Source organism: Bacteroides sp. Ga6A2 (assembly GCF_000702225.1).
Lineage (GTDB): Bacteria > Bacteroidota > Bacteroidia > Bacteroidales > Bacteroidaceae > Ga6A1.
The window spans coordinates 22529-45859 of the sequence record NZ_JNKX01000001.1; the positions used below are offsets into that span (position 1 = coordinate 22529).

Sequence of the window (23331 nt, forward strand, 5' to 3'; positions counted from 1 at the left end):
AAAGTTACTTAACCAATTCAGCCAGTTTTGTTACAGCGTCCTGCAATCCATCGGCGTTCTTTCCGCCGGCTGTTGCGAAGTGAGGCTGACCGCCACCGCCGCCCTGAATCAACTTGGCTGCTTCGCGAACCATCTGACCAGCGTTCAGACCGTTCTCCTTTACAAGATTGTCGCTGATAGCAACTGTAAGCATTGGCTTGCCGTCAGAAAGGCTACCTACGGCAAATACAGAATTCTCAACCTCGGCACGAATCTGGAAGGCAAGATCCTTCACAGCATCGGCTGGCAATGGAAGAACTGCGCTGATAACCTTGATGCCGTTCTTGTCTACAGCCTTGCTGATGAGTTCCTGCTTTGCTGAAGCGGCTTTCTCCTTTACGAATGTCTCTACCTGCTTCTTCAAGCCTGCATTCTCGTCGATATACTTCTTGATGGCAACGGTAAGGTCTGGTGCGTTGTTGAACAAAGCGCGCAAATCTTTCATTGTATCCTCAATCTTGTAGAGCAAATCCTCAACCTTGCTGCCTGTGATAGCCTCGATACGGCGCACGCCTGCTGCAACCGAACTTTCGCTTACAATCTTGAACATTCCGATGCGGCCTGTAGCCGATGCGTGAACACCACCGCAGAACTCAACAGAATCGCCGAACTTTACAACGCGGACCTTGTCGCCGTACTTCTCGCCGAAGAGGGCGATTGCGCCGAGCTTCTTAGCCTCCTCGATTGGAGTGTCGCGGAACTCTTCGAGTTTGATGTTCTCTCTGATTGCCTCGTTAACTTTGCGCTCAACCTCGCGAAGTTCTTCGTCTGTAACCTTCTGGAAGTGTGAGAAGTCGAAGCGCAGAGCCTCTGGCGAAACGTATGAACCCTTCTGCTCAACGTGTGTGCCGAGAACCTCGCGCAAAGCCTTGTCGAGAAGGTGAGTAGCTGTGTGGTTTGCCTCGCTAGCATGACGACGGTCAACATCTACACATGCCATGAAAGGTGCGTTAGGGTTAGCCGGCATCTTCTTTACGATATGTATTGGCAGGTTGTTCTCCTTCTTCGTGTCGATAACCTCGATAGTCTCGTCTGCGCTGCAAAGAACACCGCTGTCGCCAACCTGACCACCCATCTCGGCATAGAAAGGAGTCTTGTCGAGAACAATCTGGAAGAATGTCTGCTTCTTCTGAGTTACCTGACGGTAGCGCAGAATGTTACATTCGTATTCAGTATAGTCGTATCCAACGAATTCTGTTTCGCCTTCTTTCAGAGTAACCCAGTCGCCAGTCTCTACAGATGCTGCGTTGCGGGCGCGCTCCTTCTGCTTCTGCATCTCGGCGTTGAACGAGTTCTCGTCAACGGTCATTCCGTTCTCGCGGCAGATAAGTTCTGTAAGGTCGAGAGGGAAGCCGAATGTATCGAACAAAGTAAATGCCTGAACACCGTCTATCTCGGTCTTGCCAGCCTTCTTTGTGTCGCTGATAACGCCATCGAGCAGCTTGATACCAGTCTCAAGTGTGCGAAGGAATGACTCTTCCTCCTCCTGCATTACGCGAGAGATAATCTCCTTCTGTGCAGGAAGTTCTGGATAAGCATCGCCCATCTCAGCGATGAGGGTAGGCAGAAGCTTGTACATGAATGCCTTCTTCTGTCCGAGGAATGTGTAGCCGTAGCGAACGGCACGGCGAAGGATTCGGCGGATAACGTAGCCAGCCTTTGCATTGCTTGGAAGCTGACCGTCGGCAATAGAGAATGCGATGGCGCGAAGGTGGTCGGCAACAACTCGCATTGCGATGTCCTTCTTCTCGTCCTTGCCGTACTCAACGCCTGCCATCTCGGCAATAACCTTGATGATTGGCTGGAATACGTCGGTATCGTAGTTTGATGTCTTGCCCTGAAGTGTGCGTACCAGACGCTCGAATCCCATACCTGTATCGATAACCTTTGCAGGAAGTGGCTCGAGTGAGTGGTCTGCCTTGCGGTTGTACTGCATGAACACGAGGTTCCAAATCTCGATAACCTGCGGATGATCTTTGTTTACCATCTGTGCTCCCGGAACATTAGCCTTCTCCTCCTCAGAACGTGAGTCGATGTGGATTTCTGAACATGGACCGCAAGGACCTGTGTCGCCCATCTCCCAGAAGTTATCGTGCTTGTTTCCGTTTATGATGTGGTCTTTAGGAAGGAATTTCTCCCAGATGGCAGCGGCTTCGTTGTCGCGCTCCAAGCCTTCCTCGGCAGAGCCTTCAAAAACAGTTGCGTACAAATCCTTTGGGTCGAGTTTCAGTACGTCTACCAAGTACTCCCAAGCCCATTCGATGGCTTCTTTCTTGAAGTAGTCGCCGAAGCTCCAGTTGCCCAACATCTCGAACATTGTGTGGTGATAGGTATCGTGTCCTACCTCCTCAAGGTCGTTGTGCTTTCCGCTAACGCGCAGACACTTCTGTGAGTCGGCGCATCGCTTGCTCTTTGTAGGGTGGTTGCCAAGGATGATGTCCTTGAACTGGTTCATACCAGCGTTGGTAAACATAAGGGTTGGGTCATCTTTTATGACCATAGGTGCAGAAGGCACAATCAGGTGCCCCTTACTCTCAAAGAATTTCTTGTATGACTCTCTGATTTCTTTTGCAGTCAACATATTTTATAGTTATGAAGTTAATATTCTTGAATAATCTTTGCAAAGATAACTTGTTTATATTATTTTTGCCTTAAATTTGTTTAAAATATTGTTTTCTTCTGTGTAAAAAACAAAAAAATGTCGCTAAATTCCAATAAAGATCATAAACTCTTTTACTCGATAAAAGAAGTTGCTGAGATGTTTGGTGTTACAGACACTCTTCTGCGCTATTGGGAAAAGGAATTTCCGAATATCGCGCCTAAGAAGGGCAGCCGTAACGTGAGACAGTACACTCGGGAAAACGTTGAACAGATTAAACTCGTATATCATCTTGTAAAGGAGAAGGGCATGACGCTCGAAGGCGCAAAGAAAGCCCTGAAGGGGAACAAGGAGGGCGTTGCAAAGAATACCGAACTTCTTGAACGTCTTAAAAGCATAAAAGCCGAGTTGCTTGTAATAAAAAAACAACTCGGCCATCTTACCTAAACTCTTGCAATTTCTTTTATACTTTCTATCTGCTTAAGGCGGTCTATAACATCGTTTATCTCCTTGGTGTTATGGACGCTTATCTCTACCTTGCAGTCAAAAATTCCGTCGTTGGTTTCAACGTGCAGCATGTTTATGTTCACCTGCATGGTTGTGAGCACGCTTGTTACCGAATTCAGAAGTCCCACAACGTCGATTCCCTGCATCTGTATGGTTGCCGAGAACAGCGAGTTGTTGTTCATCTGCCACATAGCAGCCAGAATACGGTTTCCGTAGCTTGTCTTTAGCTTGTATGCCACGCTGCATTGGCGTTTGTGGATGTAAACCTTGTTCTTGTCGTTGTAGTAACCAAGCACGTCGTCGCCCGGAATAGGGTGGCAACATTCGGCAATGATGTATCTAGAGCCCACCGTAGCCTCGTTGAGGATTAGCGGTTTGCCTTTCTCTATGGTTACGGCTATGTTTTCGTTCTTAGGTTCTTTGCCTTGCTGAGCTTTCTTGCCGTTGCCTTCTTTCTTCTTTCCGCCGAAGAATGGGATATAGCGTGTCCACTTGCGGTCTTTTTCAGATGGCAGACCGTGAAGTGCGTTTACATCCTCGCTTCCGAGTGTGATGGTTTTCTGTCCAAGTTGATAGTAAAGTTCGTCTACGGTTTCGAGTTTGTGAAGGTCGAGCAGGTTGAGCATGTTTATCTCGGCAATATTCAGGTCGTTGTTCTGAACAAACTGCTTGAAGATTTCCTCACCGTTCTTCTGCGCCTCGTGACGCTCCTTTCGGAGGATTGCCTCAATCTTAGCCTTAGCCTTGGCGGTAGACACGAACGTAATCCACGAAGGCTGAATGTGCTGCGATTTTGATGTGAGAATCTCTACTTGGTCGCCGCTCTGGAGTTTGTGGCTTATTGGCACGAGTTTGTGGTTGACCTTTGCGCCGATGCAATGGCTTCCGAGGAAGGTGTGAATGCTGAATGCAAAGTCGAGCGCGGTACAGTCTGCCGGCATCGTCTTTATCTCGCCTTTCGGGGTGAAGACGAAGATTTCTGAAGCATACAGGTTTAGTTTTATTGTGTCGAGGAAGTCGATGGCGTCGGGCTGCGGATTGTCGAGAATCTCCTTGATGGTGTGCAGCCATTTCTCCAGTTCGCCTTCAGATGTTGTGCCTTCCTTGTACTTCCAATGTGCGGCAAACCCCTGCTCGGCAATTTCGTCCATCTTCTTGCTTCTGATCTGGCACTCAATCCATGCGCCCTGATGACTCATGAGGGTAACGTGCAGAGCCTGATATCCGTTTGCCTTCGGACGGCTAATCCAGTCGCGCAGGCGGTCGGGATGAGGCTTGTATATCTTGGTTATGGCAACATAGATGTCGAAACATTCATTCAGTTCCTGCTCCTCTTTCAGAGGCTCGAAGATGATGCGCACGGCAAGGATGTCGTAAATCTCCTCGAACGAAACATGCTTGTTCTGCATCTTGTTCCAGATGGAATAAGGCGACTTTATTCTTGCCTTGATGGTGTATTTTATGCCCCATTTGTCGAGTGCGGCGCGTATAGGTGCGGTAAACTCCTCGAAAACGGAGTCGCGCTTTGCCTGTGTAGACGCAAGCTTTTCTTCAATCTTCTTGTATTCTTCGGGATATTCAAAGCGGAAGCTCAAGTCCTCGAGTTCCGTCTTTATGGCGTTCAGTCCAAGACGGTTGGCAAGCGGAGCATAGATGTACATCGTCTCGCCTGCAATCTTGTACTGCTTTTCGGGTTTCTGCGAACCGAGTGTGCGCATGTTGTGCAGACGGTCGGCAATCTTTATCAGGATAACGCGTATGTCGTCGTTCATCGTGAGCAGAAGCTTCTTGTAGTTTTCTGCCTGAGCCGACGCATGGTCGCCAAAGATTCCTCCGGCGATTTTTGTCAGACCGTCAACAATCTGAGCTATTTTAGAACCAAAGATGTTTTCGATGTCCTCTACGGTATAGTCGGTGTCTTCGACTACATCGTGCAACAAAGCCGAGCATATTGATGTAGAGCCGAGTCCAATCTCGTTGCAGGCAATTTTTGCAACGGCGATAGGGTGCATGATATAAGGCTCGCCCGACAGTCGTCTCACACCCTTGTGAGCCTGACGCGCGAAGTTAAAAGCCTTAGTGATGATTTCAACCTTCTTTCGGTGAGGCGAAGCAAGATAGTCGTTCAGAAGTTCCTGAAACGCATCGTCAATCATCTTTTCTTCATCAATGACTGCATTTGTATGTAGTTCTTCCATTGTATTATCCTTTTATTTCACAAAGGTAATAAAAAAAAGAAAAGGAGCACCATCGGTACTCCTTTTTTTGTTATTTAACCTTTATCTTTTCGCCCGAGCGAATGTTTGTTCCTTTTATGCCGTTTATCTTTTGCAGATGTTTTACGCTTGTGTGGTATTTCTTGGCTATGCTGCTTAGGGTTTCGCCGCCCGAGATGTTGTGATAGGCTGTGTTTCCTCCGCTACCGCCGCGTCTTTTGCGCTTGCTTGCTGCCGTTGCCGGCTGGTTCTTGTAAGGCACCCAAACTCTTCTGCCGTGGCGGCGTACGTATCTGCCGCGCTTTGGCTGGCTGTTCTGCCATGAACTGATGTCGTTGCTAACCTCAACTATGTTACGCTTTGTAAACAGCTCGTCGGCTTTGTAGGCGTAGATGCTGTCGCCGGCATCGATAAACGAGTTTATGGCATTGTGCGAAAGTCTGAGGATGCAAGGCTTCTGGTTTCCCGGAATTACGTTTGTGCGATACTGGGGGTTGAGAGCCTTTATTTCGTCCATGCTCACGTTGCACATATCTGCTATCTGCTGAAAATGAAGCTGCTTGCTTATTATTACCGTGTCGGTTTCTGCTGGCAGTTTTGCCTCCATCGGACAGATGTTGTGCTCGCAGTAGAAGTTCATGACGTAGTTGGCGGCGATGAACGATGGGACATATCCGCGGGTCTCGTTTGGCAGATAGTTGTAAATCTTCCAATAGTCCTTCTCGCCGTTGGCGCGGTGGATAGCCTTGTTTACCGTGCCCGGACCGCAGTTGTAGGCTGCAATAACCAGGGTCCAGTCCTGATAGATGTTGTAAAGGTCTTTCAGATAGTGGGCAGCTGCGTAACTTGCCTTTATCGGGTCGCGGCGTTCGTCGATGAGGCTTGTAGTCTCGAGTCCGTAACGCTTTCCGGTTGTAATCATGAACTGCCAGAGTCCGGCTGCGCCTACGCGCGATGTAGCCTTCGGATTAAGTCCCGATTCGATTATCGGCAGATACTTCAGTTCGAGAGGCAGACCGTATGCATCGAGGGCCTCTTCGAATATCGGCATGTAGAAGTTTGAACTTCCGAGCATGGCCGAAACAGAGCGGCGCAGTCTGCCTGTGTAAATGTCGATGAATTTGCGCACAACATCGTTGTATGGCATTTCTATGACGTTAGGTATCATGCTTAGACGCTCGGTGTATGTCTCTGGCGTGTACTCGCGGTTCTCGTCCTTCATCTGGCAGTCGCCACTAACCTGAAGGAACTTCTGTGAGTGCCAGTTGCTCAGCAGGCTGTCGATGTTCTCGGTCATTCCCTCAGGAAGTTCGATAACCTCGTTTTCGCCTGTGTTTGTGTCGTATACGGTGATTTCATTTTGTGCCTGCATCTGGGCAGACATCAACATTGTCAAGCAGATAATACCTATTTTTCTCATCATATATTTTTAAAAGTTTAGTGAGCACTGAACGCCGTACGCCTGTCCTTTAAGCGGTACGTTGTGGTTGCCTATCACGGTAGGCTTCACTTTCATGCTCAGGTCCTTTGAAATGTCGAAAGATGACAGCTCGGCATCTACGTAGGCATCGACTACCGACAGAAGATATACTCCGATGACGCAGAACATGCTCATGTCGCGGTATCTTCTGAAATAGTTTTTGCGGCGCTTGAACAAGTCAACGAGTCGTGTCTTATTTTCCTCAACGTAGTTGTCGTCGCTGTATCGGGTTGATAGCAAATTCTTGTAGCTCTGCGTCTTTGGGTCGTCGTCTATGAGGTCTACATACGCCTTTGTATAGTCGCGGTACATCATGTTGTTCCACGTCAGGGCGTAGGCGCATCCCATGAATCCGCCGTAGACGAACGGCAGTTTCCAGTATTTGCGGTTATATATCTGTCCGCCGCCGGGAATGACGAGTGCCATCCACAGAGCCTTCTTGGGATTTGGTTGCCAGTTGGCCGCGAAATCTTTCTTTAGTTTCTTTGTCTGTTTTACCAGCGATGTCGTGTCGGCTATGAGCGAGTCGGCCTTGATGCGTGCTCGCTTCATGCTTGCCTTTGGCATTGCCGCTATCTCGGCAGACTGCGTTTCTATGGCTGCCACAACCGAGTCGCCTGCGATGCTCTGAACGGCGGTGCTGTCGGCCGAAGTTGGATTCTGCGCATAAGCACATATCCCGCTCCACATCATCAGATGACAGAGCAGGACAAGTAAGGTACGCTTTATGGTTATGTTAATGCACACCTTGGTATTTTACTGTTTTGATTCAGATTTTAGTGAATCGAAAATGTTCATAATTCGTTCCAGATCCTCTTCGTTGTTGAACGAGATGCTGATTTTGCCTTTTCCCTTGGCTGTACAAGACATCTGAACCTTGCTATTGAAGAATTCGGACAGCTGCTTCTTCAGGATGTTGTATTCCTCGGGGAGTTTTGCACCTTTCGGGGTTATCTTCTTTCCGTCCTTGGTGTTTACGGCAACTCCTTCGCTAAGTCTCTTTGCCAGTTCCTCAACCTTGTGGACCGAGTATCCGTGTGTTATGCACTCGTTAAACAGTTTTATCTGATTCTTTGGGTCTTCTACCGACAGAAGGGCGCGTGCATGTCCCATCGTTATCTGCTTGCCCTGAAGCGCGAGCTGTATAGGTGCAGGCAGCTTGAGCAGTCGGAGTGAGTTTGCAATGGCTGGACGGCTTTTTCCCACGCGCTCGCTCAGGCGGTCCTGAGTCATGTCGTACTGCTCAATCATCTTCTGGTAGGCGAGTGCAACTTCTATCGGGTTAAGGTCTTCGCGCTGGATATTCTCTACAAGAGCCATCTCCATTACCGACTTGTCGCTTACATCTTCCTTGATGTAGGCCGGAATGGTAGTCTTGCCTGCAATCTGCGATGCTCTCCAACGGCGTTCGCCGGCAATAATCTGGTAGCGGTCGTTGCCCAGCTTTTGCAGCGTGATAGGCGTAACGATGCCAATCTCGCTTATAGAGTTTGCCAGTTCCTGAAGTGCGGTCTCGTCGAACTCGCGTCGCGGCTGGTCTGGGTTTACCTGAATGCTGCTTATTTCAATCTCGTTTATCGAAGACGAGCCTTCAGCCTTGACTGGCTCTTCTGAAATGAGCGCATCAAGACCTCTGCCAAGTGCTGGATATTTCTTGTGAACTGCCATATATTACTTGTTATTCTTCTGAATTATTTCCTGAGCCAACTGAAGATGGCTCTTTGCGCCGGCCGAGTCGGCATCGTAAAGGATTACTGGGATTCCGTGGCTTGGTGCCTCGCTCAACTTAACGTTGCGCTGGATAACTGTCTTGAACACAAGTTCTTGGAAGTGACGCTTAACCTCCTCGTATATCTGGTTTGCCAGACGAAGGCGAGAGTCGTACATCGTAAGCAAGAATCCTTCAATCTCGAGCGATGGGTTTAGTTTGCTCTTGATAATCTTGATTGTGTTGAGCAGTTTGCTGATTCCTTCGAGGGCGAAGTATTCGCATTGCACCGGAATTATTACCGAATTGGCTGCGGTGAGAGAGTTGACGGTTATGAGTCCGAGAGAAGGCGAGCAGTCGATAAGGATGAAGTCGTACTCGTCCTTTACGCTGTCGAGCAGATTCTTCATAATCTTCTCGCGGTTGTCGAGGTTGAGCATCTCGATTTCGGCACCTACAAGGTCGATGTGAGAAGGTACGATGTCGAGGCCTTCGATGTCGGTTGTGTAGATTGCGTCGTGAATGTCAACCTGATTTATTATGCACTCATATATAGATGTTTCAATCTCCTTAATGTCAACGCCCAAACCTGAAGATGCATTTGCCTGAGGGTCGGCATCAATAACAAGAACCTTCTTCTCGAGAGTTGCAAGAGAAGCAGCAAGGTTAATAGAAGTGGTAGTCTTTCCAACGCCACCCTTTTGGTTTGCCAATGCGATAATTTTTCCCATACATTAAAAATATTTTAACGGTGCGAATTTAAGCAAATTCTTCAATTTGCAATCTTCCGCATACAAAGTTATTTAACAAATTGTTGATAACTTATGTTAATTGTTGAAAACTCTCATTTATGAGCATTTAATTTCGCAAAGATACTCATAAATATTTATTTTTTTTTAATTTTGTCTTTAAAAAATTAATAGAAAGAATGACAAAATTACCACTTATTTTTGTTTCTAACGATGACGGAGTAAATGCAAAAGGCATAAACACGCTTGTTTCGATGCTCCAAGGATTGGGCGAAATTCTGGTCGTTGCACCAAACGGACCGCGCAGCGGCGCATCTTGCTCCATAAATGTCACAGCATCAGCAACGTGCAAACTGATAACCCAGAAGCCGGGACTGGCAATATACGGATTTACCGGAACGCCGGTTGACTGCGTTAAATTCGGCTTGCAGGAACTTACCGACCGCGTTCCCGACCTCGTTGTGGGCGGAATAAACCACGGCGACAATTCATCGATAAATGTTCATTATTCTGGCACGATGGGAATTGCCAAGGAAGGCTGCATGAAGGGCATCCCAAGCATAGGCTTCTCGCTCGACGACTATAGTGCCGATGCCAATTTTGAACCGATGCGCGACTATGTCCGCAAGATTGTATCCGTGGTGCTCGAGAAGGGCTTGCCCCGAAACACTTGTCTGAACGTTAATTTTCCGAAGGGAGAATCGTACAAGGGCATTAAGATATGCCGCCAGATGAATGCACAATGGACCAAGGAATGGGTTAAGATGGAGCATCCGCGAGGCGGACAGGTTTATTGGCTCACGGGCGAGATGACCGACCGCGAACTCGAAGAGGGAACAGACGGATGGGCTTTGGCCAACGGCTATGTTGCCATCACTCCAACAACGGTAGACGCGACGAGTTACTCGCTTCTCGACGAAATGAAAAACTGGAATCTATGAAATATTACTTTGTGGTAGGCGAGGCGAGTGGCGACCTTCACGCCTCGAACCTGATGAAGGCGATAAAGCAACGCGATGCCGAAGCCGAATTCCGCTTCTTTGGCGGCGACAACATGAAGGCTGTTGGCGGAACGATGGTGAAGCATTACAAAGAACTTGCATACATGGGCTTCATTCCCGTAATGATGCATCTTCGAACCATTCTCGGCAACATGAAGATGTGCAAGAATGATATTGTTGGTTGGAAGCCCGATGTGCTTATTCTGGTAGATTATCCGGGCTTCAATCTCGATATCGCAAAATTCATTCATGCCAAAACCAACATTCCGGTTTATTATTACATCGCGCCAAAGATTTGGGCGTGGAAGGAATATCGCATCAAGAACATAAAGCGCGATGTAGACAAACTGTTCTCGATTCTTCCTTTCGAGGTCGATTTCTTCGAGAAGAAGCATAATTATCCAATTCAGTATGTTGGCAATCCTACGCTCGACGAGGTTGAGAAGTTCAAGAGCGAGCACAACGAGAACTTTGCCGGCTTCACAACCCGAACGCATCTCGAAGGAAAGCCGATTATCGCCCTTCTTTCAGGAAGCCGTAAGCAGGAGATTGCCGACAACCTTCCGCTGATGGTCGAGGCCGTCCGTCCGCTTATGGACAGATATCAGGTCGTTGTGGCTGGTGCGCCGAGCATCGACATGGCTCTCTACGACAAATATCTTTCGGGAACGGGAGTGAAGGTTGTTCCAAACGAAACGTATAGTCTGCTTATGCAAGCCGAGGCTGCGCTCGTAACATCGGGCACGGCAACCCTCGAGACGGCTCTTTTCGGCGTTCCGCAGGTGGTGTGCTACTATCTGCCGTTCGGAAAGGTTTACAGTTTCCTGCGCCGTTTCTTCCTCAAGATTCCTTACGTCTCGCTCGTTAATCTTGTTCTCGGTCGCGAGGGCGTTAAGGAACTCATTGCCGACGGCATGACCGTCGAGGCTGCCCGAACCGAACTTCTGAAGGTGCTGAATGGCGGAGAGGCGCGCGACGAAATGCTGGCTTCGTATGCCGAACTGAAACAGAAACTTGGCGAAACAGGCGCGCCAGAACATGCCGCAAAACTCATAATTGAATCATTAAGTTGAATTTTGTAATGGAATAGTCCGTATTTTTTATAATTTTGCAGCAAGAAATACATTTTAGTTAATAAATGGAAGAAAATAGAAACTCATTTAGTGGTTCTTTAGGTTTTGTTCTTGCTGCGGCAGGTAGCGCCGTCGGTCTCGGAAATATATGGCGATTTCCGTATCTTGCAGCCCGAGACGGCGGCGGAATATTCCTCATGACTTACATCGTTCTTGCCATAACGTTCGGCTTCACGCTTCTGATAACCGAGGTGGCTATCGGCCGAAGGTCTCAGCAAGGACCTCTTACAGCCTACAAGTTTTTCAACAAACGGTGGAGTTTCATCGGATACCTGTCGTTTGTCGTTCCGTTTATAATCTATCCCTATTATTGCGTTATTGGCGGATGGGTTCTGAAATATATGTGTACTTATGTTTCGTTCAACAGCAAGGAGGTTGTTGCCGACGGGGCTTTCGGCAATTTCATATCAGGACAATGGGCTCCGGTTTTGTATATGGTTATATTTGCGTCGCTCTGCTTCGTTATCGTTTATCGCGGAGTGGAGAAGGGCATCGAGAAGTTCTCGCGCATAATAATGCCGTTGCTCATAGTCCTCGTGCTGTTCATCTGCCTTTATTCGCTCACAATATCGCATACCGATGCCAATGGCGTTACCCGTACGGGAATAGACGGAGCGATAATCTATCTTGTCCCGAATTTCGAGGGCGTTACGTTCAAGCGCTTCCTCATGATTGTTCTCGATGCCACAGGACAGTTGTTCTACTCGCTCTCCATAGCCATGGGCATTATGGTGGCTTACGGCTCGTATATGCGCCGCGATGTGAATCTTGGCAAGGCGGTAGACCGAATTGAGATTTTCGACACTATTATAGCCGTTCTTGCCGGTCTGATGATTATTCCGGCAGTTTATGTGTTTATGGGAACCGAGGGAATGTCGCAAGGCTCTGGACTGATGTTCGTGGTTCTTCCAAAAGTATTCCATTCGCTTGGCGTGTTTGGCGCAATCTTGGGCGCGGCGTTCTTTGTTATGGTTCTTTTTGCAGCCATAACGAGTGCCGTTTCTATTCTCGAGGCGTGTGTGTCGAGTCTGATTGACCGTTTTGGGTGGAGCAGAACGAAATCAGTCTTTCTGATAGGCGGCATTGGCATGGTACTCTCGTTTATCGTCTGCAAGGGATACAACGACTTGTATTTCGAGTATGTATTGCCAAACGGAACAAAGGGGCAGATTCTCGACATTTTCGACTATATTAGCAACAACATTCTTATGCCATTCCTTGCCATCTGTACTTGCGTACTTATAGGCTGGGTTGTAAAGCCAAATCTGCTTGTTGGCGAGATGCGTCTTAACGGCTATAAATTCCGCCGCAAGACGCTCTATGTTGTAATGCTAAAGTACGTTGTCCCAATCATGCTTATAGTGCTTCTTCTCGGCTGTTTTGGACTGTATTAGACGAAACTTAAAAATAACACAAAGAAGCCATTTCAAATTTCGAAATGGCTTCTTGGGTATTGTGAAGTGACTTTTTATCCCAAATCGGTCATTAGAAGAATAGACATGCCTAATTTCTAACGACCGATTTGGGTTTATTGATATTTACCATGCATTACGTGGATCAAACCAATATTCTGAGTTTGGATTAAGTTTCTTTGTCAGTTCAGCTTCTGCTTTGGCATCGTAGATAAGAAAACCGTCTTTATCAATTTGATAAATGTGGGTTTTGTAGCATTGGATAATTGTTTCCAACCAACTTTCTATAGAATCGTATATCTTCATCGGAACTGGACACAGACAACAAGCTGGGCTGTAGAAATAAATAGCCTTGAAATCCTTGCTCTTTGGGTTTAGGTTGATTAGAACAGGATCTTCGTAAATACCATCAGAGATGATTGGAACCAGACAGCTGTCTGTAAACCAGTATTGGTCAAATTGTTGATATCCATTATACATTTTGGCTGATATTGGGTATGCTATAAGATTCCCGAAGCTACAGAGTCTCAACGCTTTGTCAAAGTCTTCAAGATAAAACAGAATCTTCTCGTTGCATCCCGACTTCCATTTGTACAGTTCTAATAGCTCAGGACAGCACTCAAGTCCTAATGCCTTGAATGAGTTCTTGATGTCTTCTTCGCTTTTACGGCTTGCTTCTACATCCATATATTTTAATATCGGATTACCGTTTTCAATAAAAATCGTCTCTAATTCTTTAAATAGCTCTTTCATCTTATCGACTTTGCCTTGATTATTACACGTATGACTTTCCGTGTGGGAATTTTGAACTGGTTTCTTTTGACAGCATATATTCAGCATAAATATCAGTAATAAAAGTATTTTTTTCATCAATATGATATGTCTTTTTGTTTGTAGCATATAATGAGTATTTTGACATGTCTTAATTATGTTACACATATATATTCCAGTATGGAGACTTTGGGTTCATTTCCTTTGACAGAATGTATTCTGCGTCTGCATTAGTAATCAAAGCACCCTTCTCGTCAATGTGATAGATCTTCTGCTTATTGCATAGGATAATAGTTTTCATCCAGCTTTCCAATGAGTCATACATCATAACAGGCTTATCCGACTTTGTGACAGGTGGGCAAAATAGACATAGTGATTTGTAGGTGTCGCTTTGTGGATTCATGTCCAAGAATATTGGATACTCGAAGTTACCATAAAAAATGAAAGGCAGCATATTGTCGCAACATTTTGGATAAAAAACGTTTGAATGTAGATTGTTTATGTACAGACTTGTAGCCGTTATGTATGATGCGTAATTACCAAAAGTTGTAAGTTTGGTGAAAGAATCAGTCTCAACTGTCTTTCTGTAATTAAAAAGCAATTCATGGCTGCATCCCGTTTTCCACAGATACAAATCCAGCAATTCTGGGAGACAATTAAAGTCACAATTGTTGAAATACTCAACAATAAGTTCTTTTGTCTTGTAATGCAGGTCTTCATCCATATTATTCAATATAGGATTACCGCTTTCTATCAGAACAGATTCCAGTTCTTCTAATAATTCGTTCATAATTATGTCTAAATATGATGTGTAAAAAAAGATGTCTGCAACCGTGCAGACATCTTTCTTCTGTTATTTTAGTCGTCGAATTGGTCTTTGTCTGGCTCAATGTTAATCCATTCCTCGCCGTTGGCTGGAACAGGCACGTAATTTTCAACGCTTACTACATTAACTTTAAGCGGGCGGCCTCTTAGACGGAGGTAGTAAATGTACTCGTTGCCCTGTTCCCATGCAAGATATTCTTGTGCCCATCTTTCGCCATAAACTACCTTCAGGTTCTCGGTTTCGATGTAGTCGTTGCCGTCTACCAGCGCAAACTTTATCGGACGCTGCTCGCCATCGGGAATTGGCACCGTAAGGGCATAGTAGTGGGTCGTTGGGTCGGTATTTATCTTCTCTGTCGGAATCTCCCAGCGGATAACGTTGTTGTTTGCCGTGCAGTCTGAAATCTTGCCTGTCTTGACATCCATCTTTGCATTGTTGCAGACCTTGTTGTCCTCGGTAAACAGTTCGAGAGCAGAGATTGCGCCCTTGCCGGTATATGTCTCGTCGCGCTGTATGATGATGTGAATCTTTGTCAGAGCGTGCCTAAGCGTAAGTCTGACATGATTGTCGTTGTCATCAGCCGAAACTGTATATCCCTGAGTAATTGCGTTCACGCCCTTGCCGTACAGATAGTCTACGGTTTCGGTTTCCTCGGGGTCGAAGCAACTCTGGCGAGTTACAATCTTCGGAGTCTTCACATCAATCTTGCCGTTTGATGGCATATCGGTAGGATACCACGCATAAACGTTTGTAGGCTTGTGCGTAAGTCTGAGTTTGTCGGGATTCCACATGTAATCGTAGCAGGTGAATTCCGAAATGTTCTGCCATTTGCTCTCCACCTCCTCGGTCATTACTTTGATGGCCAGCGGCAGCGACACCTTGTCGGGGTCGATAGGCAGGACGTATCCTCCTTCCTCGTCGGTAGGAGTGTAGTATTCAACGCCTCTCGTGTCGCCTTTTGCAACATGAAGCTTGATAGTAGTACCGTCAATCTCAAGGTCGGAAGTTGAGCGGCTACCGCTATCCAGAATCTCACACGAGGTGAATGTTGCGGCGGTAAGGGTGCAGAATGCTATGTATTTAAGTGTTTTCAATCTCTTCATAGTTAATTCATTTTAATAGGGCGTATAGGACGCGCGTATGTTCTTGCCGCATCGGCGTTGGCGTTGTTGTTGCCCATACTCTTAAGCAACAAGTAGCGGGCCTTCTGCTGGCCATTACCTGTTGTTGAACTGTAGAGCGAACCTCCGGCGTTAGAGTAGTCGATGGTCTGAAGAGTACCGGCTGTCGTAGCAGTTCCGACACCTGTGAGCCATGCTGCTATTGGCACATAGAATTGCGAAGTCTTGTATTCGATTACGGTTCTACCTGCATCAGACACGAAAGTGTTGTTTTCGAGTACTGCAAGCTCGGCTGCCGTAGGAACTCGGTAGCCGTAAGGACATGGGTCGAATACTGTCTTGCTGCCGCTGTTGTTCCAGCTGCTGTTTCCGTCGCAGCCAGACCAGTTCTCAACTTCGTCGGCAGATGTGTTGTAGAAGAATGTCGTAGGATTCTTTACAGCCTTTGTGCGAGATGCCGTAATGTTGGCGTTCAGGTCGGTAATGCCAAGTTCTGAGAAGTTCTCTATTCTGAACGGATAGTTGCTGAGAACGTAGTTCAGGTTGATGGCACTTGTGTTGGTTTCGAAATCAGTTCCGAACGGATCTTTTCGTCCCCACTGGTAGTAAAGTCCAACGCTGTTGTAGAACTCGTATGCACGGCTCACACTTGGCGAGAACTCAACTGCGCCGAGGTTCATAGACATGAATGTGTTTCCGCCTATTGTAAGGTCGTCAACCTTAGGAGCCTGCCAGATGTGCCAGCTCCACAGAAGCTCTTCCTTGCTGTTGAATACGCCGATAAGCGCATTTCCGGTAACGGCATTTCCGTCGCTGTCCTTGCGCTTGATGATAACGTGGCCGTCGTTTCCGTGGCATGTAGTACCAACGATTGAAACCCAGCTGTTCTGGCGTGCTGCGGCATCCTGCGAGCCTGTACTCCACCAGATAACCTTTGCGTGGTAGATTGTATCGTTTGTAATCAGATGATTCTTGTCGTACAACTTTCTGTACTCATTAATCTGGCTGACAGGGAAACGGTAGTACATGGCATCGTTGTCGTCGCTGTCGATGACGTAGCAGTTCTCAGGAGAGTCGCCATGGTCAACGAGCTTGCAAGGCGATGAGTAGATGTACTTGTTGCTGCTCTCGTCGCCTGTGTTGTTCGAGCCTGTAACAGGCGCGTTAAGAACATAGTAGTGGTTGTTCTCAACCTCTCTCCAAGTATCGGAGGTAGATGCACCTTCGCCCTGAAGACGCAGACGGTATGTAACGAACTTACTGTTTGTAACAGCGTTTATATACAAGTATGGGAACTCGCTGTAATCGCTTGCATAGCTTGCAGGAATATAGTAAGTGTACGTGTTCTTACCGCCGTTGCTGTTGCTCCATGTCTCAGAAGAGAAATTCTGGCTGTCGCCGTTCTTGATATCGTCCTTGCTGTCGCTGAACAGGTAGTAAGACGACTTTGTATTCTGTAACTGAACGTTCAGAATCTCGATGTTGTCAGACGATGTTGTTGGGCTTGATACGTTTACAACGACTTTTGCAACACGACGCTTCAATTGTGCTGAGATGGCATCGCCGTCCTTGAATCCGCTAAGCGAAACTACCGATGACATAGGCAAGCCCTGCTCAATCGTGTTGTAGTCGATGTCCATCGAAGCCTTCTGCAACTCAGCCTCAGAAGGAGGCGCGATGCGGCTGAAAGCCTCGTCGTCGTGAGTGTTGGCAATAAGATACAACTTCGTTGTCTCGCCGGTAAGCGTTGTGCGAAGCGTTGTATTTATCTTGTTGTTCGTAACGGTAACGTATCTTATGGCGCGGTCGGCTTCAATCTCCTTTCCGCTGTTGTTGTAGACGTACTGAACAAGCCACATGTTGCTGATCTTCTTGTCGAGAGCCGAGGTCTCGATAGTCTCGCCGGCACGTGTTGATTTTGGTTCAAGGACGTCAAGGCTGATGGTTACATTTCCCATTGCGTTGCCGCTATCCTCTACGTTGTCTTCAGAACAGCCAAAGAACATAGTGGCACACAACGCCAAAACTGAGTATTTTATTGATGCTATCTTCATAATTGCTTATTCTTTTACAGGGTGAATCTGCATAAGGTTATTACGCGACATATCGTTGTTTACAACTGTGTAACCATCGGCGGTCTTCCAATAGTATGCTCTGTTGGCTGACATAGCGTTGGCGCTCCAGTAGTAACCATACTTGTTGTCGTCCATCTTGTTGCCTGCTGGCAGACGGTAGCCTGACATAGGGAACAGACATGCGCTGCCAAACAAGTGGTAGAAGTAGTTGAAGTCTGTAATCTTCTCGTACAAACCGTTGCTTGTACCAGATGTGGCAGTCTCAAGCGCGCTGATTTCCTCGAATGTAGGAACTCGGTATCCGTAAGGGCATGGGTCGAAAACGGTCTTGCCGTTGTCGTACCAACTCTTGTTGTCAACGTCTGAGCCGCCGCTTGGATAACTTCCTGTCCAACTTGTAGACACGTCTATATAACTTGATGGGTAGTCGATGGCAGCAGTCTTGTCATTGTTTGCTGTCTTCGGGTTGTAAGTGTACACAGGGTCTTTGCATCCCCAAGGATAGTAAAGGCCGTTGATGTTAGAATACTGCAAAGACAAGATGTTGATGTCCTCGATGCTTGGGTCTGTAAGTCGTGCGCCAAGGTTACAGTTCATAAAGGTAACGTCTCTTACGGTTGTGTTTCCCGGAGTAGGGGTTACCCAGATGTGCCATGTCCAAAGCACGTTGTCCTTCATGTCGAGAACGGCAACAATGGCATTACCCGTAATGTTGCTTGCCGACTTCTTGTTGTTTGTCTTAACGATGATGTTTCCTTCGCCCTTGGTGTTGTAGCCCGAGATTGTTATCAGACTGTCGGTTGACTGCCACAGAATCTGAGCCTTCCACTGGGTATCGTGCTTAATGATGCTGTCGCCCTTGAATTGCAGACCGTATCTGTTAAGCTGGGTGATAGGGAAGTAGTAATTCAATCCTGTACCCGATGTAGGGTTGATGATGTAGCAGTTTGCAGGGTGAGAAGGGTTGCGTACTGCACCCAGACGCTCGGTTGTGATAACCACGTTCTGGTCGTTGCTGTTGTTGTTTAGCTTACCGTATGTGGTTGTTCCAACAACGCCCATGTTCTCGATGGTGCTGTTGAATGTGTATCTTCTGTTCTTCTCAACATGATAGTTGTCCTTTGCAGCATCCGCATCGTGAATGTAGTATCTCACATTCATAATCTTGTCCTCGCTGCTTGCAACAACGTTTATGTAGTTTGCCTTTCCCTTTGCCGACAGACCGAGGTTATCTGGGATATACCACACAAATCGCTTTGTGGTGTATCCAGCCTCTTGGCTTACTGTCTCGGCGCTTTCCCAACCAAGTTCCGAAAGGTCGGTCTTGTCACCAATCTGAAGAACGGCATCGCCCTCGTCGAAGTAGCAACGCTTGTTCACGTTCTTCATCTGGGCGGTAAGAACCTTAACCTTGTTAGATACGCGCAGGTTCAGCGTAACCTTAGAGACAGTTCTCTTCAGGTCTATTTTGATAGTATCGTCGGCCTGCAACTCCTTCAACTTCTTGAAGCACACCATCGGAATACCTTTCTCTGTGTAGAGTGAGTCCTGAACGTATGCTCCCGGAACGGTTGTGGTAGCCTTTGGCAGGTAGATGATTACTGACTTAGCCTGACTCTCCTTCGGACGGTTACCCCATTTGATTGTGTTTGACTGGAAGTAGTTCTCGTCGTGAGTGTTGGCAAAGCAGTAGAAGCGTACCGGAGTCTCGTCGGTGTCGCCGCCAAGATTCTTGTAAGGCTTAACCCACATTTGCAGGTTGTAGTATCTCTTTCCTGTCTTCGGGTCGATTTTCGGCTCAACCTTTGAGAGGTCTTTGTATGTGCAGAGATCAGGAATGTCCTGCTCACCCTGCCCTACATACTGCATAATCCATACGTCCGAAACGAGCGAGTCGAGAGCGTCGTCAGATGCGCCGCCTGCTGCTCTTGTAGCCTTCGAATCGTCAATAAGATCGCTTGCATTCAAACAGAAGTTCACAAGAACCTTGTCCTCTTGATTCTGTGTGTACTCTTCGATGTCGTCGTTCTGACAACTTGTTATGAGAGTACTTGTTGAGATGGCTGTTACGAAAGCCATCAGTATGCTTGATTTAAAGAACTTGTTCATATTCTGTTAATCTCCTAATGAATTATAGTCATTGTTGTTTCCACCATTGCCCCAAGTAGACTCCCAATCGATAATCCAGTCGCTTACGTTGTCTGGAGTCTTTGGAGTTCCGTCATCGTTTGTACCTTCGGAATTGTTGCCGCCGCCTACGGTTGTGTTGCTCGTCTGCTCGTCTCCGTCCCAGTCAGAAACATAGAGGAAGAGCTGAGGCTGCGATGCTGCAATCTTCAGGTTATACGAGTATGCTCTGCCGCTGAATATGTTCAGGGCTGTCTGCTCGTCTGCATCGTCGAGACTGAACAAACCTACGGTGTACGATACGCGCTGAGTATCGGTTGGGTCGGCAGGGTTGATAAGGTGCATGATAAGGTCGGCAGTTACGCTGTGAGTCTCGCTGTACTTGTATGGCACCATAGCCACCTGCACATACTGAGTAGTGCTTGATGGCTTGTTTGTAAAGGCACATTGCGATGTCACGATGAACTTGCCCGATGTCTCCTCAACCTTGTCGGCCTGATTGCCCTTGTTCTCTCCATCCTTGATGAAGCGCATAACGCCTTCTTTCAGAACGTTGTGCAGCTGGAAGGTATCAATCTTGATGTACCAGCCGTAGAATGGGTTCATCTGCTCGCCGCTGCTGTTACGCTTGTCCTGCATGCTGATGTTGAAGCCCAGCAATGCAGCCTGATGGCGCATGTTTGGCAAGGCGATTGTCGAGTCGATAATCTGAGTCTTGTCGGCAGGACGAGAGAACTTCACGTCCTTGTACGAGATGGCAACGTCTGAAGAGTGTGCAAGATTTACGGCGAATGTAGTGCTGTCGTTCTCCTTCAGGGTGATGATGCTTGCCTGTTGTGGAGTTGCCGCGATGAAGCGGTATTTCAGCACATCCTCGTCGAATGTAATCTTGTATCTTGCAGTATCTTTATTATCCTTCTTGTTATAGTTGCCGAGCGCGCTCCATGTGTTGCCCGTCTTCTTAAAGCCCAAGGCAATCCACGGATCGTTTGTCTCCAGCGCTGCTCTCGTAATCTTCAGATCACTTTCTACAACGGTGTCGACGTCTGGTCCAATCGGCAGGTTATCCTCAGAACAACTTGCAAAGCCTATTCCGAGAGCAACTGCTAACGTTGTTAATAAATTTAGCCTTTTCATTGGTCGTTCTTTTATAGGATGATATCTTTATCGATGGTTACAGGAATCCAGTCCTCAACTTGTGGCTCGCCGAACTGAACTCTGTTAGAAGAGATGTAGACAGTAACTCTGTACTGCTTTCCCTTCTCGTATGCAATTTTTTTCATTGTTGCCGATGTAGTGTTCTCGCGAAGGCTCCAAATGTCGAACATAACCTTGAAGAAGTCGTCGCCGTCGGCAGCTGAAGGAGTTGATATTGGTGCAATGTAGAATGTGAATGCATCAGAAACCCTAGTCTGTGCAGGGATAACCAGCGCAGGATCCTTTTTGCTTGTGATGGCACCGAATTCGCCAACTGTAAAGCTTCCGTTTGCAATGTCATAGTAACCGCTTGTTGCGATTGTCGTTCCCCATATTTTTGCGCTGTAGATTGAGTCTTCCTCAGTCTTGTTCAGGTTTACGATATCGAAGATGACCTTTGCTGTAACGTGGTTGAAGCGAAGTTTAGCACGATAGTAATCGCGCTTGTTGTCGTTCTCTATAAAGTCGCTCTCCTGAATCTGGATTGGAGTGGCGTACAGATAGTCGATGTTGAAGTTGTTTACCGGAATCTTCTGGCAAGTAGAGATTTCCTGCCAAGGATAATATGCAAAAATCTTTGGCAGCTTGTCCTCCTTGCGTCTGAGGGCTACAGAAGCCTTGTCCTTGCTCAGATAAAGTTCCTTGCCTGTGGCAGAAGTCAGATACCAGTTAAGTTCGCTGTTTGTATCTGAAGTATTTGCGCTGATTTTTCTGTATTCGCCGTTGATGTTGTAGTATGACTGGAATCCAGAGTTTCTCCACATTGTCTCGGCCTTTGTGTCGCCAACCTTCCAAGGCACGTAAGAGTTCTCCTCAATAACGCTACCGTTGGCACAGTCGTTCTGCATTACGCAGATTCCGAAGTTGTATGTACCCGGCTCGAAATATGTGTAGTTTGCGTCAAGAGGGTCGGAAAGACGAGTCTTTGCTTTTGACTCTGATGACTGAACAATATCAAAAGAAGGATTGAAACTTAGGAATGAACATTCGTTCTCCAACTTTTCGTTGATTAAATCTTGCCCACAGTTTTCAGAAGAGCAAGAAGTGAGGCCTGCAATAGCAGCCGCAAGAATGATATATGAATATTTATTTTTCATAATGATATGTATTTCTTAATATTGTATGTTAATGTTGTCTTCATCTCCACCAGGAACGTCCAACTCGGGATCGTTAGGTTTAGGGTCGAGGTTAATCTCTTCGTCCCACTTAACAACCTGTGGCTCGCCGAAGTACAGGTAGTTACCGCCGTCAACTCTTCCGTAGAGAACGTAACGGTAGCCAGCCTTAATCTCCAGTTCCTTGTCGAAAGTGAATTCGAACGGATTGTCCTCGCCGTCGAAGTAAACCTTCAGCGTAGGCTTAATCTTCTTCTGCGGAGCAACGAAGAAGTTTACAGAAACACGAGTAACTGTATCGTTTGGCAGAATCACCTCCGGTGTCATGGATGTAAGACTGCTTGTATAGTCAACAGCCTTTACGCGACCAAGGTCGATGGGGGTGTATTCGTCTATGAACTTTCCGTCGTCGTCTCTCAGTCTCTCCTCGAACTGAGGGAGTTTCTTTGTGTTTGGCAGATTCTTTACAACAGATTCAATGTCGCCTCCGCCAACCATGCGGTATCTTTCGGTATCGTTGTAGTCGAACCAAACGGTAAGTATCGCGTTGTTAACGAAACGGTTAGTCTCGTCGGTAATTACGGCACGGTCTATGTGACCCAGTCCTGAATAGTTGCGTCTTCTTATTCTGAACTCAACCAAACCTAATGCGTGATGCATATAAAGGTCCGCGCGCATGTTCTTGTTCGAAAGAATGCCTTCGGTCTCGTCGTTGATAAGGTCCGAGTCGTATGCAATGTTCATTGCGCGGTTCAATTCTGGGTCTTCGCTATGCAGGTTGCTACCGTAAATTACATCGTGCTGCTCTGCAATTCTGATAGGAATTGAGTCGGCCGTAACTTCCTTGTCGGTAGTAGCATAGTTCTTTACATAAGGATAGTATGCAAACATGGCAGCAAGGTAAGGAGAGTTAAGTCTGCGACGGTCTCCTTCGATGTCCCATCCTGCACTTGTAAATGTTGCGATTGTGTTAGAACAGGCAAGATCTGAGTGAATCTTGAAGTGCGCAAGCTCGGTGTTGATACACCAGATACCCATCTGGTCGCCCTCGCTCCAGCCTGTGTTGCTCTTGCTGCTTGTAAAAGCGTTTCCTGCGCTTCGCGTAGTGTTGTCCTCGCTCGCGTCGACAGTGGTGCTGCCAATTGTCAGATAGCTGTCTGATTCAGGGCTGTCTGGCGTAACAACGTCGTCGTTCTTGCACGAGCATATTGCCAATACGACAAAGGCTACTGTAAATATCTTTTTTATCATACTG

General features: G+C 47.0%; 18 protein-coding genes. 4 read left to right on the forward strand and 14 right to left on the reverse strand.

The genetic code is table 11. The features are described 5' to 3' along the window. Positions 1 to 4: 4 nt before the first annotated feature. Positions 5 to 2620, reverse strand: coding sequence for an alanine--tRNA ligase (gene alaS / locus T538_RS0100095; RefSeq protein WP_031533002.1), 2616 nt, complete (start codon positions 2618 to 2620; stop codon positions 5 to 7). A 117-nt stretch (positions 2621 to 2737) separates the two neighbouring features. Here alaS and T538_RS0100100 point away from each other — a divergent pair, with 117 nt between their 5' ends. Further along, positions 2738 to 3085, forward strand: coding sequence for a MerR family transcriptional regulator (locus T538_RS0100100; protein ID WP_031533000.1), 348 nt, complete (start codon positions 2738 to 2740; stop codon positions 3083 to 3085). Here T538_RS0100100 and T538_RS0100105 read toward each other — a convergent pair. The 5 genes from T538_RS0100105 to T538_RS0100125 all read right to left on the reverse strand — a co-directional run bounded on the left by T538_RS0100105 (position 3082) and on the right by T538_RS0100125 (position 9280). Further along, positions 3082 to 5343, reverse strand: coding sequence for a RelA/SpoT family protein (locus tag T538_RS0100105; protein WP_031532999.1), 2262 nt, complete (start codon positions 5341 to 5343; stop codon positions 3082 to 3084). The two genes, T538_RS0100100 and T538_RS0100105, sit on opposite strands and share 4 nt — an antisense overlap. Positions 5344 to 5413: 70 nt before the next feature. Beyond that, the gene (locus T538_RS0100110; RefSeq protein ID WP_034538643.1) at positions 5414 to 6784 is read right to left on the reverse strand and encodes a lytic transglycosylase domain-containing protein; all 1371 of its coding nucleotides are present in this window, start codon (positions 6782 to 6784) and stop codon (positions 5414 to 5416) included. Between the two features lie 6 nt (positions 6785 to 6790). Next, complete coding sequence (locus T538_RS0100115) at positions 6791 to 7534, reverse strand: DUF5683 domain-containing protein (RefSeq protein ID WP_051655758.1); 744 nt, start codon at positions 7532 to 7534, stop codon at positions 6791 to 6793. A gap of 63 nt (positions 7535 to 7597) precedes the next feature. Then, entirely contained in the window at positions 7598 to 8509 is a 912-nt protein-coding gene (locus tag T538_RS0100120) for a ParB/RepB/Spo0J family partition protein (protein WP_031532995.1), read from the reverse strand. Positions 8510 to 8512: 3 nt separating this feature from the next. Further along, positions 8513 to 9280 carry a ParA family protein gene (locus tag T538_RS0100125; RefSeq protein WP_031532994.1) on the reverse strand — a complete coding sequence of 256 codons (768 nt, stop codon included), beginning with the start codon at positions 9278 to 9280 and terminating at the stop codon, positions 8513 to 8515. A 197-nt stretch (positions 9281 to 9477) separates the two neighbouring features. On the opposite strand from T538_RS0100125, the gene surE reads away from it, so the two are divergent. The 3 genes from surE to T538_RS0100140 all read left to right on the forward strand — a co-directional run bounded on the left by surE (position 9478) and on the right by T538_RS0100140 (position 12826). Then, positions 9478 to 10239 (forward strand): 5'/3'-nucleotidase SurE, encoded by a 762-nt coding sequence (gene surE / locus T538_RS0100130; RefSeq protein WP_031532993.1) that lies wholly within the window; start codon positions 9478 to 9480, stop codon positions 10237 to 10239. Next, the gene (gene lpxB / locus T538_RS0100135; protein WP_031532992.1) at positions 10236 to 11372 is read left to right on the forward strand and encodes a lipid-A-disaccharide synthase; all 1137 of its coding nucleotides are present in this window, start codon (positions 10236 to 10238) and stop codon (positions 11370 to 11372) included. Before surE ends, lpxB begins: the two co-directional genes overlap by 4 nt. Positions 11373 to 11437: 65 nt before the next feature. Beyond that, complete coding sequence (locus T538_RS0100140; protein WP_031532991.1) at positions 11438 to 12826, forward strand: sodium-dependent transporter; 1389 nt, start codon at positions 11438 to 11440, stop codon at positions 12824 to 12826. 144 nt (positions 12827 to 12970) lie between these two features. On the opposite strand, the gene T538_RS0100145 is transcribed toward T538_RS0100140, so the two are convergent. From T538_RS0100145 to T538_RS0100180, 8 genes are all read right to left on the reverse strand, one after another. Then, positions 12971 to 13714: a hypothetical protein gene (locus T538_RS0100145; protein WP_031532989.1), complete on the reverse strand. Its 744-nt coding sequence runs from the start codon at positions 13712 to 13714 to the stop codon at positions 12971 to 12973. A 61-nt stretch (positions 13715 to 13775) separates the two neighbouring features. After that, complete coding sequence (locus T538_RS0100150; protein WP_031532988.1) at positions 13776 to 14405, reverse strand: hypothetical protein; 630 nt, start codon at positions 14403 to 14405, stop codon at positions 13776 to 13778. 68 nt (positions 14406 to 14473) lie between these two features. After that, on the reverse strand, positions 14474 to 15544 hold the full coding sequence (locus tag T538_RS0100155) for a fimbrillin family protein (protein WP_031540306.1): 1071 nt from the start codon (positions 15542 to 15544) through the stop codon (positions 14474 to 14476). Positions 15545 to 15546: 2 nt separating this feature from the next. Next, on the reverse strand, positions 15547 to 17616 hold the full coding sequence (locus tag T538_RS0100160; RefSeq protein WP_031532984.1) for a hypothetical protein: 2070 nt from the start codon (positions 17614 to 17616) through the stop codon (positions 15547 to 15549). A gap of 6 nt (positions 17617 to 17622) precedes the next feature. Beyond that, positions 17623 to 19746 carry a fibrobacter succinogenes major paralogous domain-containing protein gene (locus T538_RS0100165; RefSeq protein WP_031532982.1) on the reverse strand — a complete coding sequence of 708 codons (2124 nt, stop codon included), beginning with the start codon at positions 19744 to 19746 and terminating at the stop codon, positions 17623 to 17625. Between the two features lie 6 nt (positions 19747 to 19752). Further along, positions 19753 to 20901 (reverse strand): lysozyme family protein, encoded by a 1149-nt coding sequence (locus T538_RS0100170; RefSeq protein WP_031532981.1) that lies wholly within the window; start codon positions 20899 to 20901, stop codon positions 19753 to 19755. 11 nt (positions 20902 to 20912) lie between these two features. Continuing rightward, complete coding sequence (locus T538_RS0100175; RefSeq protein WP_031532980.1) at positions 20913 to 22058, reverse strand: fimbrillin family protein; 1146 nt, start codon at positions 22056 to 22058, stop codon at positions 20913 to 20915. 15 nt (positions 22059 to 22073) lie between these two features. After that, on the reverse strand, positions 22074 to 23327 hold the full coding sequence (locus T538_RS0100180; RefSeq protein ID WP_031540312.1) for a fimbrillin family protein: 1254 nt from the start codon (positions 23325 to 23327) through the stop codon (positions 22074 to 22076). Positions 23328 to 23331: the final 4 nt, after the last annotated feature.

Excerpts from the sequence above, each read along its gene's own strand:
- alaS (WP_031533002.1), bottom strand. The coding sequence starts at position 2,620 with ATGTTGACTGCAAAAGAAATCAGAGAGTCATACAAGAAATTCTTTGAG.
- T538_RS0100100 (WP_031533000.1), top strand. The coding sequence starts at position 2,738 with ATGTCGCTAAATTCCAATAAAGATCATAAACTCTTTTACTCGATAAAA.
- T538_RS0100105 (WP_031532999.1), bottom strand. The coding sequence starts at position 5,343 with ATGGAAGAACTACATACAAATGCAGTCATTGATGAAGAAAAGATGATT.
- T538_RS0100110 (WP_034538643.1), bottom strand. The coding sequence starts at position 6,784 with ATGATGAGAAAAATAGGTATTATCTGCTTGACAATGTTGATGTCTGCC.
- T538_RS0100115 (WP_051655758.1), bottom strand. The coding sequence starts at position 7,534 with ATGATGTGGAGCGGGATATGTGCTTATGCGCAGAATCCAACTTCGGCC.
- T538_RS0100120 (WP_031532995.1), bottom strand. The coding sequence starts at position 8,509 with ATGGCAGTTCACAAGAAATATCCAGCACTTGGCAGAGGTCTTGATGCG.
- T538_RS0100125 (WP_031532994.1), bottom strand. The coding sequence starts at position 9,280 with ATGGGAAAAATTATCGCATTGGCAAACCAAAAGGGTGGCGTTGGAAAG.
- surE (WP_031532993.1), top strand. The coding sequence starts at position 9,478 with ATGACAAAATTACCACTTATTTTTGTTTCTAACGATGACGGAGTAAAT.
- lpxB (WP_031532992.1), top strand. The coding sequence starts at position 10,236 with ATGAAATATTACTTTGTGGTAGGCGAGGCGAGTGGCGACCTTCACGCC.
- T538_RS0100140 (WP_031532991.1), top strand. The coding sequence starts at position 11,438 with ATGGAAGAAAATAGAAACTCATTTAGTGGTTCTTTAGGTTTTGTTCTT.
- T538_RS0100145 (WP_031532989.1), bottom strand. The coding sequence starts at position 13,714 with ATGAAAAAAATACTTTTATTACTGATATTTATGCTGAATATATGCTGT.
- T538_RS0100150 (WP_031532988.1), bottom strand. The coding sequence starts at position 14,405 with ATGAACGAATTATTAGAAGAACTGGAATCTGTTCTGATAGAAAGCGGT.
- T538_RS0100155 (WP_031540306.1), bottom strand. The coding sequence starts at position 15,544 with ATGAAGAGATTGAAAACACTTAAATACATAGCATTCTGCACCCTTACC.
- T538_RS0100160 (WP_031532984.1), bottom strand. The coding sequence starts at position 17,616 with ATGAAGATAGCATCAATAAAATACTCAGTTTTGGCGTTGTGTGCCACT.
- T538_RS0100165 (WP_031532982.1), bottom strand. The coding sequence starts at position 19,746 with ATGAACAAGTTCTTTAAATCAAGCATACTGATGGCTTTCGTAACAGCC.
- T538_RS0100170 (WP_031532981.1), bottom strand. The coding sequence starts at position 20,901 with ATGAAAAGGCTAAATTTATTAACAACGTTAGCAGTTGCTCTCGGAATA.
- T538_RS0100175 (WP_031532980.1), bottom strand. The coding sequence starts at position 22,058 with ATGAAAAATAAATATTCATATATCATTCTTGCGGCTGCTATTGCAGGC.
- T538_RS0100180 (WP_031540312.1), bottom strand. The coding sequence starts at position 23,327 with ATGATAAAAAAGATATTTACAGTAGCCTTTGTCGTATTGGCAATATGC.